The organism is Lacinutrix chionoecetis (genome assembly GCF_053604665.1).
The window spans coordinates 148,844-168,419 of record NZ_JBSHNQ010000085.1; the positions used below are offsets into that span (position 1 = coordinate 148,844).

Sequence of the window (19,576 nt, forward strand, 5' to 3'; positions counted from 1 at the left end):
AAGTTAAGCACATAAAATCAATTAAGTTATCTCTAAACCAACTTAAAAGTTCCTTTTTGCTTCAAAAATCATAAATTATTCTTAATCAGTTTGTTAATTAATGTTAATCAACTCTTTTCCCCTCTAATTCCTGTCCATTTTGAAACAATGTCAAGCTCTCTATTTTACCTTTATTATTGGCATTAAACACTACTTTTGCTTCTACCACTTTCAAGAAAAAGGTGTTGTAAGCCGATGGAAATATTTCAAATTTAGGTTGCCCTGTGGCTTGAGCAAAGAGGTGTCCATCGTTTAAAGTGATTAAAATATGAAATGTAGGTGTTAATTCGTACTTTCCTCTATAACTTTCTAACAAGTCTTGGGGAACAACTACTGCTTTCACCTCTTCATCTAACCCTTTTAACACGTCACGTGCATTATCATTAGCTGGATTAAGTTCTAACGACTTTTTGTAATTTATAATTGCTAACTTTTCGTTTCCGTTTTCTAAATAAGCTTCACCCAAAGAATCGTAAGGATTTGATTCTTCTGGGAACATTTCAACATTGAGTTTAAATAACTCTAGTGCTATTGCCAATTTTCCATTTTGCATATATTTATAACCCAGTGTATTTAATTGCTCTACATCAAAATTATAGGCCTCTGCATTATTTGTTTTTTCATTTTTATAACTTGCTATAGCCTTTTCAATGCCATTATTAGTAATTTCTTTTTCTAAAAACAGATTAATTGATGGCGCAATTTTTTTAAGTGGGTAAGATGGCACCATTAATTTTATGGCTATGGCATCTACATTCTCATTGCTATTTGTTAAAACAACAACTCCCTTTTTAGCTTCTTTATCTAATGCTATCATTGCGCTGTAGCCTCCCGTAGCACCATTATGCATTAAAAACTTGCCACCTTCTATAAACCACCCTAAAGCCATTTCTGCTCTTTGATCTGGATTTTTGTAAGCCGATTTATGTGCTAAAGCCATAGCATTGTGTAATTTAGAATCCACATTATCGCTATTAATATTAGCTTGAACATACTTAACCATATCACTAACTGTAGAACGTATCCCTCCTGCTCCTCCAAGTGTAATAATATCCCAGTTAGGAGTTTCACTAAGTCCATCGTGTCCTTTAGCTAATCGTTGTTTCATAGCTTCTGTAAAAACTAATCTTGTGTCATCCATCTTTAATGGATTTGCAATGTTCTCGATTACTAATTGCTCGTAGGTTTTTCCGCTTTGCAGTTCAAGAATATGCCCAAGTAATCCCATACCTACATTCGAGTACTCTGTAACAGACCCAATATCAACAGTTAATTCGTAATTAGAAATAAAACTATATAATTGTTCATAGGTATAATCTACATAAGGATTTTTGGGATCTGTTTGTAACAAATTATCTGGTAATTTAGGTAAACCAGAAGTATGCGTTGCCAGATTTTTTAAGGTGATTTCCTTACCATTACGTGTAGGTGTCTTAACACCTTTTGGCAAATATTTTGAAATAGGGTCATCTAAACTCATTTCTCCACTATTTACTTTTAGAGCTAAAAGTGTTGTTGTAAATGTTTTTGAAATTGAACCGATTTCGAAAACTGTCTCTTCATTAACAGCAGTTCCCTTATTTAAAGCGGTTTTTCCAAAGCTATAATACGCTACGTCATCACCTTCTATATAACCAACCACAATACCAGCATTCATTTGATTATCTACTCTGGATTGAATGTATTCTTTTACTTCATTGGAAATTTTATGCTGTTGGGCATAAGTAGCTATGCTTACTGTAAGTAAGCTTATAAAAAGAAGGAATTTTTTCATGAGAAATTGTTTTTTTAGATTGATGATATGTTTATTAGACTCTTAAATTAAAAAAATGTTACATTATAACGCATTATCCATAATCTCTTGAACACATTCTGGATTTAAAAGTGTACTAATGTCGCCAAGATTATCTGTGTCTTTTTCTGCTATTTTACGTAATATGCGTCGCATAATTTTACCGCTACGCGTTTTTGGTAAACCTTCTGTAAATTGAATTTTATTTAGTTTTGCAATAGGGCCTATTCGGTCTGATATAAGTTGATTAATTTCGTTACGCAAATTATCATGATTCCTGCTCTCTCCAGCATCTTTTAAAGTAATATAGCCATACAAAGCACTGCCTTTTACATCATGAGGAAATCCAACTATAGCACTTTCTGAAACTGCTGGGTGCTCATTAATAGCATCCTCTATTGGTGCTGTGCCTAAATTATGGCCTGAAACAATAATAACGTCATCCACACGACCAGTTATTCTATAATATCCTACCTCATCTCTTAATGCGCCATCTCCAGTAAAATACATATTATTAAAAGTTGAAAAATAAGTGTCTTTATACCGTTGGTGGTTTCCCCAAATGGTTCTTGCAATGCTTGGCCATGGAAATTTAATGCATAAACGGCCTTCCACCTGTTTACCTTTTAGTTCTTCTCCATTCTCATCCATTAAACACGGTTGTATACCTATAAAAGGTAAGGTAGCGTATGTTGGTTTTGTTGGTGTTACGTAAGGTATTGGCGTTATCATGATCCCTCCTGTTTCGGTTTGCCACCACGAATCTATAATCGGACTCTGTCCTTTTCCTACATTCTCATTATACCAATGCCAGGCTTCTTCGTTTATGGGTTCGCCAACGCTTCCTAAAACTTTAAGTGATGATAAATCGTATTTTTCCACCAACTCAACGCCTTGTTTTGCTAATGCGCGAATAGCTGTTGGTGCAGTATAAAATTGATTGACTTTATGTTTATCTACAATGTCCCAAAAACGACCAAAATCTGGATAGCTTGGTACGCCTTCAAATAATACTGTTGTGGCGCCATTACATAAAGGGCCATAAACAATATAACTGTGTCCGGTTATCCAACCAATATCTGCAGTACACCAATAGACATCGTTTTCGGTGTATTGAAAGGCGTTTTTAAAGGTATAAGCTGTGTAAACCATATAACCAGCTATGGTATGCACCATGCCTTTTGGTTTTCCTGTAGAGCCTGAAGTGTATAAAATAAAAAGCGGATCTTCGGCCTGCATCACTTCAGCTTTACATTGGTTTGAAGCTTCGTCTAATAATGGCTGTAACCACAAATCACGACCGTCTTTCATGTTTATATCTGAGTGAATCCTCTTGGCAACTAAAACCGTTTCAACATCAGGACAAGATGCTAACGCCTCGTCCACGATACCTTTTAAATCGATTGTTTTAGCTCCACGATAAGAGCCGTCTGCAGTGATAACCATTTTACAATCGCTATCATTAATTCTTGTAGATAAGGCTGTAGCTGAAAAGCCCGCAAATACTACAGAATGAATGGCTCCAATTCTCGCACATGCCAAAACTGAAATTGCCAGTTCTGGTATCATTGGCACATAAATACAAACCCGATCTCCTTTTTTTACACCTTGCGCTTTTAAAACATTGGCAAATTTATTGACGCGATGGTATAATTGCCTGTAAGTTATATGCTCTGATGCTTCGTCTGGATTGTTAGGTTCGAATAGTATAGCTGTTTTATCTCCTCTTGTCGCTAAATGCCTGTCAATACAATTTTCGGTAATGTTTAATTGTGCACCTTCAAACCATTTTACTTCTGGTTTGGTAAAATCCCAGTTTAGCACATGATCCCATTTTTTTCGCCATAGAAAATGTTCTTCGGCTATTTCTTCCCAAAAATTTTCGGGTTCTCTTACAGACTTTCTATAGACTTGAAAGTATTCTTCAAGGTGCTTAATGTGATAATTACTCATGGTTAACGGGTATTATTTCGTCTTTTAATGTATGCTTTAATTTCGGTCATTGCCTTAGGTGCAAGTAACAAAGTACCAACCATTGTTGGAATTGCCATTAGCGCAAAAACACCATCGATAAAATTAATCATCATTGCAAAGGGTGTGGTAGCTGCCAGTACAATACTAAAAATATAAAAATAATTGTAATAATGTTTTTTATCTGCACCAATTAAAAATGATAAACATTTAGAGCCATAATAAGAATAGGAGAATAAAGACGAAATACTAAACACAAATATGCAAATCATTAACAAATAATCTCCTATAACTGGCATAGTAGCCTTAAAGGCAGCTGCAGTTAAACTCACACCATTATCTGATGTTGTTTCCCATACACCAGTGACTAAAATCGCCAAGGCAGTTAGCGTACAGACAATTAAAGTATCTATTACTGGCCCTAGCATAGCTACCAAACCTTCTCGTACAGGTTCGTTAGTTTTTGCTGCACCATGAGCCATTGGTGCTGTACCAATTCCTGCTTCGTTAGAAAATGCTCCTCTGCGAATACCCAAGAGTATAAGCGCTCCTAAAACACCACCTAAAAAAGAATCTCCTTTATAAAAATTAGCGCCAAAAGCATCTGTAAAAATCATTAAAAAGTACTTGGGAACTTCCTGGTAATTCATGACTAAAATAAAGAGCACTAATGCAAAGTAAAGAAATACCATTGATGGCACTAATTTAGAGGCCGTTTTACTAATTCTATTTAAACCACCAAAAATGACTATTGAAGTTACAACAACTAACATTAAAGCAATTAATAAATTACTTTTTAAACCCACCTCTACACCATTAGGAATTAAAATAATGTCGTTAATTGCTTGTGTTAACTGATTTACATTAACAACTGGTAAAGCTCCAAACATACCAAAAACACTAAATAAAACGGCTAACCATTTCCAGTGTTTTCCTAATCCTTCGGTTATAAAATACATTGGTCCGCCTTGTAATTGTCCGCTACTATCCTTGCCTCGAAACATTACTGCTAATGTGGATGTAAAGAATTTAGTAGACATCCCAACTATTGCGCTAATCCACATCCAAAACATAGCACCTGGTCCACCAATTGAAATGGCTAAAGCCACACCTGCAATATTACCCATGCCAATGGTTGAAGATAAAGCAGTAGATAGCGCTTGAAAATGACTAATTTCTCCAGGATCGTCTGGATTATCATATTTACCACGCAAGACTTGTACAGCATGACCTAAATAGCGAAATGGTAAAAATTTAGAATAAATAAGAAGAAATAATCCGCCTCCTATTAATATAATTAGCAATGGTAATCCCCAAACAAAGGAGGAAAAGTCTGAAATGAGTTGGTCGAGTGTATCCAAAAAAAAAATAATTTATATAAATGTATTGAATTAATACTAAACAAAAAGACCTCACTTGTTTTTTGAAACATGCGAGGTCTTTGTTAAAAAGTTGAAAAAGAAACTATTTCGCTAAATAAGCTTCTACATTCTTTTCAATACGGTCATGAATATTAGAAACATCTGCCTTTACAAACTGTTCTCCCATAATGTTTTCGTATAACTCAATATATCTTTCTGAAACAGTTTCAATGTATTCATCGCTCATGTAAGGCACTGTTTGTCCTTCTAAGCCTTGAAAATTATTAGCAATAAGCCATTGGCGAACAAACTCTTTAGACAGTTGCTTTTGCGCTTCATCTCTATCTTGGCGTTCCTGGTAGCCATCTGAATAGAAATAGCGAGAAGAATCCGGCGTATGAATTTCATCAATTAATACAATTTTCCCTTCTTTTGTTTTACCGAATTCGTATTTAGTATCGACTAAAATTAATCCACGAGATGCGGCTATTTCTGTTCCACGTTGAAACAATTTTCGTGTATAATCTTCTAAAACAAGATAATCTGATTCACTAACTATACCTTTACTTATTATCTCTTCGCGCGAAATATCCTCATCATGATCTCCCATTTCGGCTTTAGTTGCTGGTGTAATAATTGGCGTGGGAAATTTATCGTTCTCCTTCATGCCATCTGGCATACTTACACCGCAAAGTATGCGTTTACCTGCGTTGTATTCTCTGGCGGCATGCCCAGAAAGGTAACCACGAATAACCATTTCTACTTTAAATGGTTCGCATAAATGCCCAACTGCCACATTAGGATCTGGTGTTGCTGTTAACCAATTTGGAACAATATCCTCGGTTTGAGCCATAAATTTGGTTGCAATCTGGTTTAATATCTGCCCTTTGTAAGGTATCCCTTTAGGCATGACCACATCGAAAGCGCTTAACCTGTCTGTTGCTACCATGACTAATTCTTCGTCATTAATATTATAAACTGCTCTTACTTTTCCTTTATAGACACTTTTTTGTCCTGTAAAGTTGAAATTTGAATCTGTAATTGTGTTGCTTTTCGCCACTTTTAATAAAATTAAATTCTATGTATTTCGCATGAAGTGCGAAATGACAAAACTAAAAATTTACTTTGGAATTATTACTAAAAAATTAAGCCTCTGCATTCTCTATATTTCTATAGGCTGCAATTACCTTTTTCACCAGTTTATGACGAATAACATCTTTATCATCAAGAAAAACCATACCTATACCTTCTATATCTTTTAGCACCAATAGAGCTTCTTTTAATCCGGAAATGGTACGTCTCGGTAAATCTACCTGTCCAGGATCTCCAGTTAGCAGAAACTTGGCATTTTTACCCATACGTGTTAAAAACATTTTCATTTGGGCATGTGTTGTATTCTGTCCTTCGTCCAAAATTACAAAAGCATTATCCAGTGTACGACCACGCATAAATGCCAAAGGTGCAATTTGTATGGTGCCGTTTTCAATATATTGCGCAAGCTTCTCTGCAGCAATCATGTCTCGAAGCGCATCGTATAGTGGTTGCATATAAGGATCGAGTTTTTCTTTTAAATCACCAGGTAAAAACCCTAAATTTTCTCCTGCTTCTACGGCTGGACGTGTTAAAATAATACGCTTAACCTCCTTGTTTTTTAAAGCCTGTACTGCTAATGCTACTCCTGTGTAGGTTTTACCCGTTCCTGCTGGACCAATAGCAAAAACCATATCATTATTACGCATGAGTTCTACCAATTTACGTTGGTTTGCCGTTTGAGCTTTAATTAATTTACCATTAACACCATGAACAATAGTTTCTCCACTTTTTTCGCTGGTTGCATAATCGTCGCTACTTTGGCTGGTTAGTACTCGTTCTATAACATTTTCGTCGAGTTTATTGTATTTAGCAAAATGCTTAAGGAGCATGTTGAGTCGTCTATCGAATTCCTCTAAAAGGTCTTCTTCGCCATAGGCCTTTATTTCATTGCCTCTTGCTACAATTTTTAATTTAGGAAAATACTTTTTTAAAAGTTTAATGTTTTCGTTTCCAGCACCAAAAAATTCTTTTGGAGTGATTTCTTCAAGTTGAATAATTATTTCGTTCAAAAGCGGTTCATTTTAATTGAGTAATTCTATTCTAATTTATTAGTTTTGTTCTGCGTTATAAACTTAAGGAAGTTATAGAACTTTTATTCGCTTAAATAAAAATAAATATCAACAAATACTAAATGGCAATTATCACATTAACAACAGACTTTGGTGAGAAAGATCACTTTGCTGGTGCGATAAAAGGCGCTATTTACAGCGAAATGCCTGAGGTTAGAATTGTTGATATCTCTCATTCGGTTTCACCATTTAATACGCCAGAGGCTGCATATATTATTCAAAATGCTTACAATAGTTTCCCAAAAGGAACGATACATATTATTGGAATAGATTCTGAAATTAACAAAGAAAACAAGCACATCGCCTTAGAATTAGATGGTCATTATTTTGTATGTGCCAATAATGGCATCATGAGTATGATTTGTGCAGAAATTGCACCAAAACAAATAGTGGAGATTAATATTCATGATAAAATTGAAACCAGTTTCCCTGTTTTAGATGTATTTGTAAAAGTGGCTTGCCACATTGCTCGTGGTGGCACATTAGGAGTTATTGGAAAAACTATTGGAGAAATTAAGCCTATAAAAAATTTAGAGCCATATGTAAATGATGAGCAAACACAAATTATTGGCAGTGTTATCTATATCGATAATTACGAAAATGTTGTAACGAATATAAAAAAAGCTTTTTTCGATAATTTATGTAAAGGTCGTCATTACGAAATATCTGCACGAAGTCATAAATTTAGAAAGATACACTCAAAATACAGCGATATTATAAATTTTACAATCCCAGAAGAAAACCGTAACGACGAAGGCCGAGGACTGGTGGTTTTTAATTCTTCTAATTATTTGGAAATTGCAATTTACAAAGGTAATACTGGAAATGTTGGCGGCGCGAGTTCGTTAATGGGATTGAAATTGAGAGATACCGTAACTATTAATTTTGTTAAGTCAACAATTGGTAGTCCTTAATATATAGTTGTTTACACTGTTTAAAACCAAAATAAATAACTTGAATTATGTTTGTTAGAATTGTAAAAATGAGTTTTGCCGAAGAAAATATAGAGCAGTTTCTTGCTAACTTCGAAATTGTAAAACAAAAAATTCGTGACTTTCAAGGCTGCCAGTTTTTAGAATTATATAGAGACAAACACAATACAAACATTTTTTTTACGTATAGCTATTGGACTACTGAAACCGATTTAAATAACTACAGACATTCTGAATTATTTAAAAGTGTTTGGTCACAAACCAAACCCATGTTTAATGCAAAGCCTGAAGCCTGGAGTGTGGATAAAGTTGTGTCATTAAAATAAAAATCGCATTGAGAGCAAAGGGTGAGAACCTTCAAAATTGAAATAAAAAATAAACAGATTATTACGTCGCTAAAAAAGCGCCTCATAATGACAAATAACATTATTATATTCGCATTAACATAACACTCTAAATACTTTCAACTAAAATATATGTTTGCCATTCTAAAAAAAGAAATAAATTCATTCTTTGCGTCACCAATTGGTTATTTGGTGATAGCGATATTTCTACTCTTAAACGGTTTGTTTTTATGGCTGTTTAAAGGTGAATTTAATATTTTAGATTACGGTTTTGTAGATTTATCATCATTTTTTCTATTGGCTCCATGGATTCTTATTTTTCTAATTCCTGCAGTAACCATGCGTAGTTTTAGCGATGAGAAAAAACAAGGCACTTTAGAACTTTTATTAACAAAGCCCATTTCGCATTTACGCATTGTTTTAGGTAAATATCTTGGTGCTTTTATACTTATTATCTTAGCGCTTATACCAACATTACTTTATGTTTACACAGTAAATCAATTGGGAAATCCAATTGGTAATTTAGATGTTGGCAGCACGTTAGGCTCGTATTTTGGCTTGATGTTTTTAGTAGCAGCTTATACTGCAATTGGTATTTTTTCTTCTACTTTAAGCGATAATCAAATTGTGGCGTTTATTACTGCTGTTTTTTTATGCTTCCTCTTTTATGTTGGTTTTGAAGGACTGGCTGAGTTTCTAAACAGTAGTTTTACAGAACAATTAGGTATGGCTTCACACTATAAAAGCATGAGTCGTGGCGTTTTAGACACACGAGATGTTTTTTATTTTTTAAGTGTAACAGCCCTATTTATTTTTCTTACCGTTAAACGTGTAAATGCTGAAGGCTCAAAATCTACCAAATGGCTATTAATTGCTATTTTACCTATAGGTTTAATAATTTTGAACGTTTTAAGTTCCTCATTATATCAACGTTTCGATTTAACTACAGATGGTCGTTACACACTTAATCAAGCGTCTTTAAATGTTGTAAAAGATGTTAATTCACCTATTGTTATTGATGTTTTTTTAGAAGGTGACGATTTTCCTTCGGAGTTTAGAAGATTACAAACCGAAACCAAACAGCTATTAGAGGAGTTTTCGGCATATAACAGCAATATAAAATTCAGTTTTATAAACCCTATAGAAGATGAAAGTTCCCGCGATAGCAACATTGCACAACTTAATGAACGAGGCTTAACACCTATGCAATTGAGCGTTCAGGAGAATGGAAAGCAATCGCAGCGTGTTATTATTCCTTGGGCTTTGGCAAGCTACAAAAATCAAACGGTAGAAATTCCTTTGGTCAAGTATAAAGTTAATGCCAACCAGCAGGAACTGGTTTCTAATTCTGTGCAGCATTTAGAATATGCTTTTGCTGATGGTTTAAGCAAGTTAGTAAATCCTAAACGTAGAAAAATAGCCATTTTAAAAGGGAATAATGAACTACCAGATATTAAGATTGCCGACTTTTTAAAAACGCTCGGTCAGTATTATTACATTGCTCCTTTTACGTTAGATAGTGTAGCAACAAATGCACAAAAAACATCAAAATCTTTAAACACATACGACTTAGTTATTGCAGCAAAACCAACTGAAGCCTTTTCTGAAGCAGAGAAATACGTACTGGATCAATACACCATGAATGGCGGAAAAAGCCTGTGGCTCATTGATAAAATTATTATGGAGAAAGACAGCCTATTTAATGCCGAAGGTAAAAATATTGCTGTACCTCGAGATTTAAATTTAACCGATTTCTTTTTTAAATATGGAGCCAGAATAAACCCATTGCTTACCAGTGTTAAAAGTCAGAATATTGGCAGGATTACTTTAGAAACTGGTCAAGATGAAAGCTTGAAACTCCAGCATTTTTTATGGCCATACTCGCCTTTGGCTTTAAGCGATGTTAACCATCCTATAACTAATAATTTAAACTTTATTAAGTTCGATTTTGCCAACCAAATCGATACATTAAAGAACGATATTAAAAAGACAATTCTCCTAAAGAGTGATAAACCAAGTCGTTTAGAAGGTACTCCAAAGGAGATTAGTTTAAGTTTTGCACTAAAAGAACCAGCTTCAGAATTATTCACAAAAGGCAGGCAAAATCTGGCGGTATTATTGGAAGGCGAATTTACTTCGGTTTACAACAATCGTGTAAAACCAGTTAAGCTCGATAATGATAAAACCAAAAGTGAAGCCACTAAAATGATTATAATTGCTGATGGCGATGTTATTAAAAATGATATAGAAAAAGGCAGACCAACAACCTTAGGGTTCGATAAATGGACTAAAGAAACTTACGGCAACAAAGAATTTCTACTCAATGCTGTTAATTATCTCTTAGACGATGACGGACTTATAAACATTAGAAGCAAAGAAGTAAAAGTCGCTTTTTTAGATCAAGCAAAAATTGCGAAAGAGAAAACGAAATGGCAGATTATTAACATCCTATTGCCTTTGTTGATTTTAGGCGTATTTGGTTTTATTTTTAATGCAATCAGAAAACGTAAATACAGTAAAAAAGCATAGAAAATTTATCGTTTTACAAGAAAAAACTTGTTAATAAGTTTGTTTCAGTTTTAAACTGTTAAACAATATATTTGTAGTAATTAATTATTCAAGATTAAAACGACTATTATATATTATGAAGCATTCTTAGTTTTAGCTTATTCTACAATAATCTTTAAATGAATGCTCCATTTTTCCGTCGGAAAAAAATAAAAAAATCAAATGAAATTTATAGTATCAAGTACTTATTTACTTAAACAATTGCAAGTTTTAGGCGGAGTTATAAATAGCTCAAATACCTTACCAATTTTAGATAATTTCCTTTTCGATATCGATAATAACTCATTAACTGTTTCTGCGAGTGATTTAGAAACGACAATGTCTTCTACTTTAGATATTGAAAGTGATAGTAAAGGTAGCGTTGCCATTCCTGCGCGTTTGTTATTAGATACTTTAAAAACGTTTCCAGAGCAACCATTAACGTTTACTGTTGAAGAAAACAATACTATAGAAATTAGTTCTAATCACGGTAAATATGCGTTAGCCTATGCAGATGGTGCAGAGTTTCCAAAAGCTGTAACGCTAGAGGATCCAAGTTCTACAACAATTTCAGGAGATATTTTAGCAACTGCAATTAGCAAAACCATTTTTGCTGCTGGTAACGATGATTTAAGACCAGTAATGAGTGGTGTGTTTTTTCAATTTTCTACAGATAATTTAACCTTTGTAGCGACAGATGCTCACAAACTGGTAAAATATACAAGAGACGATGTATCTGCTTCTCAAGTTGCAGAATTTATTATGCCTAAAAAACCGTTGACATTGTTAAAAGGTATTTTAGCCTCAAGTGATGAAGATGTAACGATTGAGTATAACGATTCTAATGCAAAATTTACTTTTGAAAACACAGTATTAATTTGTCGTTTAATCGATGGTAAATACCCTAATTACGAAGCAGTAATACCAAAAGAAAACCCGAATAAATTAAGTATTGATCGTACTCAGTTTTTAAATTCGGTAAAACGTGTTAGTATTTTCTCTAACAAAACAACGCACCAAATTCGTTTAAAAATTGCTGGTGCAGAATTAAATATTTCGGCAGAAGATATAGATTATAGTAACAAAGCTGAAGAACGTTTAACCTGTGATTATCAAGGAGACGATATGCAAATTGGTTTTAATTCTCGTTTTTTAACCGAAATGTTAAACAATCTCAATGCAACAGATGTTCAATTAGAAATGAGTATGCCTAACAGAGCCGGAATTTTAACTCCAGTTGATGGATTAGACGAAGGTGAGCACGTTACCATGTTGGTAATGCCTGTGATGTTAAACAGCTAACTAATAAACGGAAAAACAAAAATCTCGACGTACAAAACACGTTTTTAGAGATTACGGTATAAACTAATTACTATCAATAAAAAAACGCAATCTGTCTGGTTGCGTTTTTTATTATATCTAATCTCTTCTCTACAGTTCTTTTTTTGTAGTAATTTTATTACTTTGTGCCCTCTTTAAAAATGGATACAAATTAATTCCCTCAATAAGTATCCTGATTTTTAAGACGACAAAATTAATCCAAAACAATGAAAAAAGTAATTAAAATTATCTTCTTAGCACTATTTACAGTAGCACAATTGTCCTGTAATAATAATGACAAAGGTGAAAATGCTTTGGTTGGCGAATGGCTACGAAGCGATGTTAATGATAGTTTTAAATACAAGCTTACATTTAATACTAACAACGAAGTGCTAAAAACCACTTGGGTGAAATTAGAAAAAGACCAAGAGCTGTCGAGTGCCACTTCTTATAACTGGGAAATCTCGGCTGATAGCCTTACCATCTTTAAGTTTGAAGAGCATCAGGACGTTATTACAGAATACCATTTTACAAGTGATGGAAACTTAATTTTAAGCGATTTAACAGATTTAGAATTTATTAAACAATAAAGTGTGCAACCCAATCAATCTAATAAAAAAACGCAACCTGAAAAGGTTGCGTTTTTACTTATCTTTAATTTAATTTAACTAACTAATAAAATTATAAGATAATGGATACGTTGGGTTTTCACCGTTGCTGGCCTTTATTGCATTAATAATTGGGAATAATACGGAAACAATTCCTAATACTATAAATCCTATAATTCCTAATCCAAATAATAGAATTAATGGAATACAAATAATACAGTTTACAATTAAACTTAATTGAAAATTAATAATTTTCTTGCCTTGCTCGTCTATTTGATAATTCTCATCTTTTTTTGTAAACCAGATTACTAATGGTACTATTAATCCTCCACAACCTGTAATTGCTGTTAATAACTGACTTAAATGAGTAATTACTAATAATTGTCTGTCTTCTTTCATAGTCTTTTGATTTAGATGCTGAAAAATTTTCAGCGTGATTGATTGATACTAATAAGACTTAAAGATTACTAAATTGTTACAAATGAAAATGTTAAATTATTAATGCGGGAGTTTATTTTTAACCAAACCGTATAAAAATGTTCCAAGCGTAGCACTAACTAAAACAATTAATATTGGCAGGTAGCCAGCTCCAACAAGAACAAATATTGGTCCTGGACACGCTCCTGCCAAAGCCCAACCTAACCCAAAAATAATTCCTCCAAAGATATATCGTGCAAATGATTTTTCTTTAGGCTGTATTATAATTGGTTTGCCATCAAAAGATTTAATATTGAAGCGTTTTATTAAAAACACAAACAACACACCAAAAGCTAAAGCTGTACCAATAATGCCGTACATGTGAAAGGATTCGAAACGAAACATCTCGTAAATACGAAACCATGATGCTGCTTCAGATTTGTACATAATAATCCCGAATAATAAACCAATAAAAATATATAATAACTGTTTCATAAAATTCTAAAATATAAAAGGGAATAAAAAGTGAACCATAACTAGTCCTCCTATAAAAAAACCAATAACTGCAATTAATGATGGTAATTGTAAGTTACTTAACCCAGAAATGGCGTGTCCAGAAGTACAACCACCAGCATAACGCGCACCAAAACCAATTAATAAACCACCAACAATTAATATTACTATTGCTTTAATATCGCTTAACGCTTCCATTGAAAATAACTCTACAGGTAAATACCCGTTTTCTGTTGAGATATTTAAATTAGATAATGACGCTTTTGTAGCTTCGCTAATTGCAGGAATTTCGGAATTAGATAAATAATGAGAGGCTATAAAACCACCTAACATGGCACCCAAAACCACTAATAAATTCCATCTGCTTGACTTCCAATCAAACTTAAAAAAATCGCTGGCTTTACCTGCTCCACAAGCCGCACAAAATGTTCTTAAGTTGGAAGACATGCCAAATTTTTTTCCCATTAACAATAAAAATAACATAATACATGCTATTAAAAACCCTGATACATACCAAGGCCAAGTTTGATAAATAATACTCATTATTCTAGCTGTTTTGATGCAAATATAGTTTTTTAAAAAAGTATTAAATGTAACAATAGTGACATAGCGATTAATACATTTAATATTTCATTTAGTTTAAGTTCTTATGATGTACTTTATAAGAAAAAGCAATCAACCGATGGAAGTAATACATAACATCATTGGAAGTTAATTAACGCCAATGAAAAGCTCCCTAAAAAACCCATTGACTGTATTAATATTAAGATAATATTATTTATCGATAGAAATAATAATTTATTAATAGGAGCCTTACTTTACGACCTTTTTTTGAATGATAAAAAACAACTCCCTATATTGTCTTGGTTTAATAGAATTGTAAGCTTCCTCTATTATTTTAATTTTAAAATATGGCTTAAAGTATTCCATATATTCTGTTTTGTTTCCTCCAAAAGGTGGATGTGTTTGGTTTAATGGCACATTGAATAATAAACCTGCCACTTTCCCATTAGTTTTCAATAATTTGAATGCTTTTTCTGCATAGGCAAGCCTTAATCTTGGATGGATAGCACAAAAGAAGGTTTGCTCTATAATTAAATCGAAAGCCATTTCTAATTTAAAAAAGTCTTTTTCAATAAGATGTGTTGAAGGAAATGCTGAGACTCTTTTTTTAATGTTACTAAGTGCTGTTTTAGATAAATCTACAACATACACATTTTTAAAGCCATTATTAAAAAGATATTCAGCTTCGTAACTATTACCTCCTCCAGGAATTAAAATTTTAATATGTTTATTTTGTAATTGATCGAAATAGGCTTTTAAGGGCGGAGAAATTTCGCCTAAATCCCAGCCAATATCCTTATCCTTATATCTATTATCCCAATAACCTGAGCTTAAATCCATTACCTATGCAACTCAATAATTTTTACTAATTCTTCCTTTTGAAGCACACCAGACTGTCTCCACACCTGCTGTCCGTTTTTAAATAATAGCATTGTTGGCACACCTCTAACTTGATATTTGGTTGCCAAAGGTTGATTTTTATCCACATCTATTTTAATAATAGAGACATTATCTCCTAACATTTCTTTTACTTCCTTTAAAATTGGACCTAAAGTTTTACAGGGTCCGCACCAGGTAGCATAAAAATCTACTAAAACTGGTGTGTCTTTATTTATGATTTCTGAAAATTTACTCATTATTAATTTTAGTTTTTTTATTATAAACTTGCCAGTTGCACCACTGACAAAAAAAAGTAGCTAATCTACCAGTAACCTGTTATATAAAATAAGCGTGCATTACAGAGATGGAATACACGCTATCAACTCTTTTCTACAAATAATAAACTTATAATGTAGAAGGGCAAACATAGTCTGTTCTTGGTATAGAGGTGTTTTTAATTGCACCATAACCACCTTCAACATTTATTAAATTATGTATACCTCTGCTTTTTAAAATTGATCCAGCAATTACAGATCTGTAACCACCTGCACAATGCACGTAAAATGGTTTATTATCTGGAAATTCGTTTAAATGACTATTAATAGAATCTAAAGCAGTATGCTTTGCATCTACGATGTGTTCAGACTGAAATTCTCCATCTTTTCTTACATCAAAAACTACATCTTTATTTTCCGGATATTGCTTTTCAAATTCTTCTGAAGAAATAGATGCTAACGTATCATATTCTTTTCCGTCCTTTTTCCATGCACTAAAACCACCTTCTAAATAACCAATAACATTATCGAAACCAACACGCGATAAACGTGTAATTACTTCTTCCTCTCTGTCTTCTGGAGCGACTAATAATATTGGCTGACTAACATCGGCAATTAAAGCACCAACCCATGGTGCAAAACCACCATCAATACCAATAAATATAGAACGTGGTATGTGGCCTTTTACAAATTCCGATTGGTGACGTACATCTAAAACAATGGCTTCAGTTTCATTTGCTGCAGCTTCAAAAGCCTTTGGTGATAATGGTTTTTGGGATTTTGTCATTACTTTATCAAAACTTTCATAACCTTCAATATTCATCTTGACGTTTTGTGGAAAATATGCTGGTGGTTCTCCCAGACCATCTAAAAGTTCAGCTATAAATTCTTCTTTAGTCATGTCTGCACGCAAAGCGTAATTAACTTCTTTTTGATGACCTAAGGTATCTGTAGTTTCCTTGCTCATATTTTTTCCACAAGCAGAACCTGCTCCATGTGCTGGATACACAATAACGCTATCTGGTAATGTCATTATTTTATTTCTAAGCGAATCGAAAAGATAACCTGCCAGTTTTTCTTGAGTTAAATCTGAAGCGACTTTTTGAGCTAAATCTGGACGCCCAACGTCTCCGATAAACAAAGTGTCACCTGTTACGATACCATGCTCTTTTCCGTTTTCGTCTATTAACAAATACGTTGTACTTTCCATGGTGTGACCTGGAGTGTGTATTACTTTTATCTTGTAGTCTCCAATTTCAAATACCTGACCATCTTCTGCTATTAAGGCATCATAAGAAGGTTTTGCTGTTGGTCCAAAAACAATTTGAGCTCCTGTTTTCTTTTGTAAATCTAAATGGCCTGAAACGAAATCGGCATGAAAATGCGTTTCGAAAATGTATTTCACTTTGGCATCATCTAATTTTGCTCTATTAATATAAGGTTGTACTTCTCTTAATGGATCTATAATTGCTGCTTCTCCATTACTTTCTATATAATAGGCTGCTTGTGCTAAACAACCAGTGTAAATTTGTTCGATTTTCATAGTATCTATTTTTTAATTTATGTGAAATGTAAGCCTTTAAGCTCTTTTCTATTAATTGTATCGCAATTGACTATTCAAAAATAGTTTTAATAATTATTTTTTGGCGTAACAAAAGTTACATTTATCATTTTGTTAACTCTTTGAAAATAATATAAATACCCATTATTAAAACAAACCAACCAAAACCTTTTTTAAGTTTTTTGCCTGTTATAAAATTAGATAAATATACCCCTACAAATATACCAATTACTGAGAGTGCAGTAAAGCTTAATAGAAATATCCAATCAATTTCTAAATTTTGAACGTCTCCAATAAATCCAATTAAGGACTTAATTGCTATAATTAATAAAGAAGTTGCTACTGCTTTTTTCATTGGTAGTTTTGCTAGTAAAACCAATGCCGGAATAATTAAAAAACCACCTCCAGCACCAACAATTCCTGTTAATACTCCAACAACAAAACCTTCTATAATTATTAATGGATAATTATAAATTATTGACGTGACTTCTACAGATTCTTTTCTATTGTTTTTAATCATGGAAAGTGAAGCAACAAGCATGACAATTGCAAAAAACAACATTATTGCTATGTTTTTTGTTACTAAAAAACTACCAACAGAAAACAACGTGTCTGGTATTGCAGGAACTATAAATTTTCGAGTTGTATATACAGCAATAAAAGCCGGGATAGCAAAGACTATTGCAGTTTTAAAGTCAACTAAACCTTTTTGAATATTTCTAATAGCACCAACTAAAGCAGAAGTTCCAACAACAAACAAAGAATAAGCCGTTGCAGTTACTGGATTTATAAACATTAAATACACCAGAATTGGCACTGTTAATATTGATCCGCCACCACCAATGAGCCCTAAAACAACTCCTATAATAAGCGCACCTAAGTAACCAAGTATTGTATAAAAATCCATATTTTAATTTAAATATACTACAAAAGTAAAATAAGATTCTATTTCCTTTGGTAACAAAGGTTACTTAGAGATCTATAAATCCAAAACTGTAATATAACTTCTATGCAATTCTATCTTTCCATCCATTTCCAATGTTTTTAATAGTCTGGAAATGACTACTCGAGAAGTATGTAAATCGTTAGCAATTTGTTGATGCGTAACATATATAATATCATTACGATTAACCATCGCTTTGTCTTTTAAATACTTGAATAAGCGTTCGTCCATTTTTAAAAAAGCAATGGTGTCTACTGCTTCAAGCAACTCCGACATACGATTATGGTAACTTTGAAGCACAAAATTTCGCCAACTTTTATATTTAGAAAGCCAAATTTCCATTTTTTCTACAGGTACCATTATAAGTTTAGTATCGGTTTCAGCTATGGCTCTAATTTCACTTTTAGTGTTTCCTAAACAGCACGATAACGACATGGCACAAGTATCTCCTTGCTCGATGAAATATAGTATGAGTTCATCTCCATCCTCGTCTTCTCTTAATATTTTTATTGCACCACTTACTAATAATGGCATATTCTTGATGTAATCTCCAATTTCAATTAGCTTAAATCCTTCTGAAATTTCTTTATAAACACCTACAGAATTAAGCTCGCAAAGAAGTTCTTCTTCGAATAAATAACCGTAATGCTGTTTTAATTCCTCTTCCATTTTTATGATTTTTACAAAGATAAAATTATAGAATTAACTAAAGCGCAACTTTATACAGTGATTGCTTGAATAATATATGCAATATTAGGTTACTGTTAATCTCAAATTTACTGTTCAAAATATGATCGATTATGTATTACGTCGTTTTTAATTGCACTTCATCTTGTTTCTGCATTTATATTGAGGTATTTTATACCGTTAAAAAAGGAATTTTTATATTTCGGCATTATGAAGAACGACATTCAATGTGTGCTATTAATTGATGATGATAAAGTTACCAATTTTTACAACACTAAAATTATTAACAGACATCTTAACTTTAAAGATGTAGTGGCCGTTACCAGTGGCAAAAAGGCTTTAGAATATTTACAGGAGGCCATGAAGGGCTTGCTTATAAAACCTAACCTTATTTTTTTAGATATTAATATGCCTGCCATGAATGGTTGGGAGTTTGTTGCTGAATATAATAAATTGGATAGCGCATTTACACAAGATATTAAATTGGTTATGCTAACAACATCAAATAATCCAGAGGATCATGACCGTTCGAAGGCAATTATAGCAATAGATGATTTTATTAATAAACCGCTTTCTGTGGAGTTGTTAACCAATTTATTAAACAGTCACTACACCATTAAACATAAATAAGCAGAACACGAACTTATTTTATTTTAATAAG

19 protein-coding genes are annotated in these 19,576 nt (G+C 32.9%); 6 read left to right on the forward strand and 13 right to left on the reverse strand.

The window, feature by feature from the left end; all coding sequences use genetic code 11:
• Positions 1 to 103: 103 nt before the first annotated feature.
• The 5 genes from ACVC43_RS12050 to ACVC43_RS12070 form a co-directional block, all read right to left on the reverse strand.
• Positions 104 to 1,813, reverse strand: coding sequence for a serine hydrolase (locus tag ACVC43_RS12050; protein ID WP_452224778.1), 1,710 nt, complete (start codon positions 1,811 to 1,813; stop codon positions 104 to 106).
• 63 nt (positions 1,814 to 1,876) lie between these two features.
• Positions 1,877 to 3,784 (reverse strand): acetate--CoA ligase, encoded by a 1,908-nt coding sequence (acs, locus tag ACVC43_RS12055; RefSeq protein ID WP_452224779.1) that lies wholly within the window; start codon positions 3,782 to 3,784, stop codon positions 1,877 to 1,879.
• 2 nt (positions 3,785 to 3,786) lie between these two features.
• On the reverse strand, positions 3,787 to 5,163 hold the full coding sequence (locus tag ACVC43_RS12060) for an alanine/glycine:cation symporter family protein (RefSeq protein WP_452224780.1): 1,377 nt from the start codon (positions 5,161 to 5,163) through the stop codon (positions 3,787 to 3,789).
• A 103-nt stretch (positions 5,164 to 5,266) separates the two neighbouring features.
• Positions 5,267 to 6,223, reverse strand: a complete 957-nt coding sequence (locus ACVC43_RS12065; RefSeq protein WP_452224781.1) for a phosphoribosylaminoimidazolesuccinocarboxamide synthase — start codon at positions 6,221 to 6,223, stop codon at positions 5,267 to 5,269.
• Positions 6,224 to 6,308: 85 nt separating this feature from the next.
• Positions 6,309 to 7,265: a PhoH family protein gene (locus ACVC43_RS12070; protein WP_452224782.1), complete on the reverse strand. Its 957-nt coding sequence runs from the start codon at positions 7,263 to 7,265 to the stop codon at positions 6,309 to 6,311.
• 122 nt (positions 7,266 to 7,387) lie between these two features.
• Between ACVC43_RS12070 and ACVC43_RS12075 the strand changes: the two genes are divergently transcribed.
• The 5 genes from ACVC43_RS12075 to ACVC43_RS12095 all read left to right on the forward strand — a co-directional run bounded on the left by ACVC43_RS12075 (position 7,388) and on the right by ACVC43_RS12095 (position 13,058).
• The gene (locus tag ACVC43_RS12075; RefSeq protein ID WP_452224783.1) at positions 7,388 to 8,239 is read left to right on the forward strand and encodes an SAM hydrolase/SAM-dependent halogenase family protein; all 852 of its coding nucleotides are present in this window, start codon (positions 7,388 to 7,390) and stop codon (positions 8,237 to 8,239) included.
• 47 nt (positions 8,240 to 8,286) lie between these two features.
• A complete protein-coding gene (locus ACVC43_RS12080; protein WP_452224784.1) occupies positions 8,287 to 8,583 on the forward strand; it encodes a putative quinol monooxygenase in 297 nt (98 codons plus the stop codon).
• Between the two features lie 150 nt (positions 8,584 to 8,733).
• A complete protein-coding gene (gene gldG / locus ACVC43_RS12085) occupies positions 8,734 to 11,130 on the forward strand; it encodes a gliding motility-associated ABC transporter substrate-binding protein GldG (protein WP_452224785.1) in 2,397 nt (798 codons plus the stop codon).
• 201 nt (positions 11,131 to 11,331) lie between these two features.
• Positions 11,332 to 12,450: a DNA polymerase III subunit beta gene (dnaN, locus tag ACVC43_RS12090; protein WP_452224786.1), complete on the forward strand. Its 1,119-nt coding sequence runs from the start codon at positions 11,332 to 11,334 to the stop codon at positions 12,448 to 12,450.
• 245 nt (positions 12,451 to 12,695) lie between these two features.
• Positions 12,696 to 13,058, forward strand: coding sequence for a hypothetical protein (locus ACVC43_RS12095; protein WP_452224787.1), 363 nt, complete (start codon positions 12,696 to 12,698; stop codon positions 13,056 to 13,058).
• A gap of 78 nt (positions 13,059 to 13,136) precedes the next feature.
• Here ACVC43_RS12095 and ACVC43_RS12100 read toward each other — a convergent pair whose 3' ends face one another.
• From ACVC43_RS12100 to ACVC43_RS12135, 8 genes are all read right to left on the reverse strand, one after another.
• Complete coding sequence (locus ACVC43_RS12100) at positions 13,137 to 13,475, reverse strand: DUF4870 domain-containing protein (RefSeq protein ID WP_452224788.1); 339 nt, start codon at positions 13,473 to 13,475, stop codon at positions 13,137 to 13,139.
• Between the two features lie 99 nt (positions 13,476 to 13,574).
• Complete coding sequence (locus ACVC43_RS12105) at positions 13,575 to 13,988, reverse strand: DUF6691 family protein (protein ID WP_452224789.1); 414 nt, start codon at positions 13,986 to 13,988, stop codon at positions 13,575 to 13,577.
• A gap of 6 nt (positions 13,989 to 13,994) precedes the next feature.
• Positions 13,995 to 14,549 carry a YeeE/YedE family protein gene (locus tag ACVC43_RS12110; protein ID WP_452224790.1) on the reverse strand — a complete coding sequence of 185 codons (555 nt, stop codon included), beginning with the start codon at positions 14,547 to 14,549 and terminating at the stop codon, positions 13,995 to 13,997.
• Positions 14,550 to 14,819: 270 nt separating this feature from the next.
• A complete protein-coding gene (locus tag ACVC43_RS12115) occupies positions 14,820 to 15,410 on the reverse strand; it encodes a methyltransferase domain-containing protein (RefSeq protein ID WP_452224791.1) in 591 nt (196 codons plus the stop codon).
• Positions 15,410 to 15,706, reverse strand: coding sequence for a thioredoxin (gene trxA, locus ACVC43_RS12120; RefSeq protein WP_452224792.1), 297 nt, complete (start codon positions 15,704 to 15,706; stop codon positions 15,410 to 15,412). Before trxA ends, ACVC43_RS12115 begins: the two co-directional genes overlap by 1 nt.
• A gap of 148 nt (positions 15,707 to 15,854) precedes the next feature.
• Complete coding sequence (locus ACVC43_RS12125; protein ID WP_452224793.1) at positions 15,855 to 17,267, reverse strand: MBL fold metallo-hydrolase; 1,413 nt, start codon at positions 17,265 to 17,267, stop codon at positions 15,855 to 15,857.
• Between the two features lie 124 nt (positions 17,268 to 17,391).
• Complete coding sequence (locus tag ACVC43_RS12130) at positions 17,392 to 18,192, reverse strand: sulfite exporter TauE/SafE family protein (protein ID WP_452224794.1); 801 nt, start codon at positions 18,190 to 18,192, stop codon at positions 17,392 to 17,394.
• 72 nt (positions 18,193 to 18,264) lie between these two features.
• Complete coding sequence (locus ACVC43_RS12135; RefSeq protein ID WP_452224795.1) at positions 18,265 to 18,897, reverse strand: Crp/Fnr family transcriptional regulator; 633 nt, start codon at positions 18,895 to 18,897, stop codon at positions 18,265 to 18,267.
• A gap of 228 nt (positions 18,898 to 19,125) precedes the next feature.
• On the opposite strand from ACVC43_RS12135, the gene ACVC43_RS12140 reads away from it, so the two are divergent.
• On the forward strand, positions 19,126 to 19,545 hold the full coding sequence (locus tag ACVC43_RS12140) for a response regulator (RefSeq protein WP_452224796.1): 420 nt from the start codon (positions 19,126 to 19,128) through the stop codon (positions 19,543 to 19,545).
• Positions 19,546 to 19,576 lie beyond the last annotated feature (31 nt).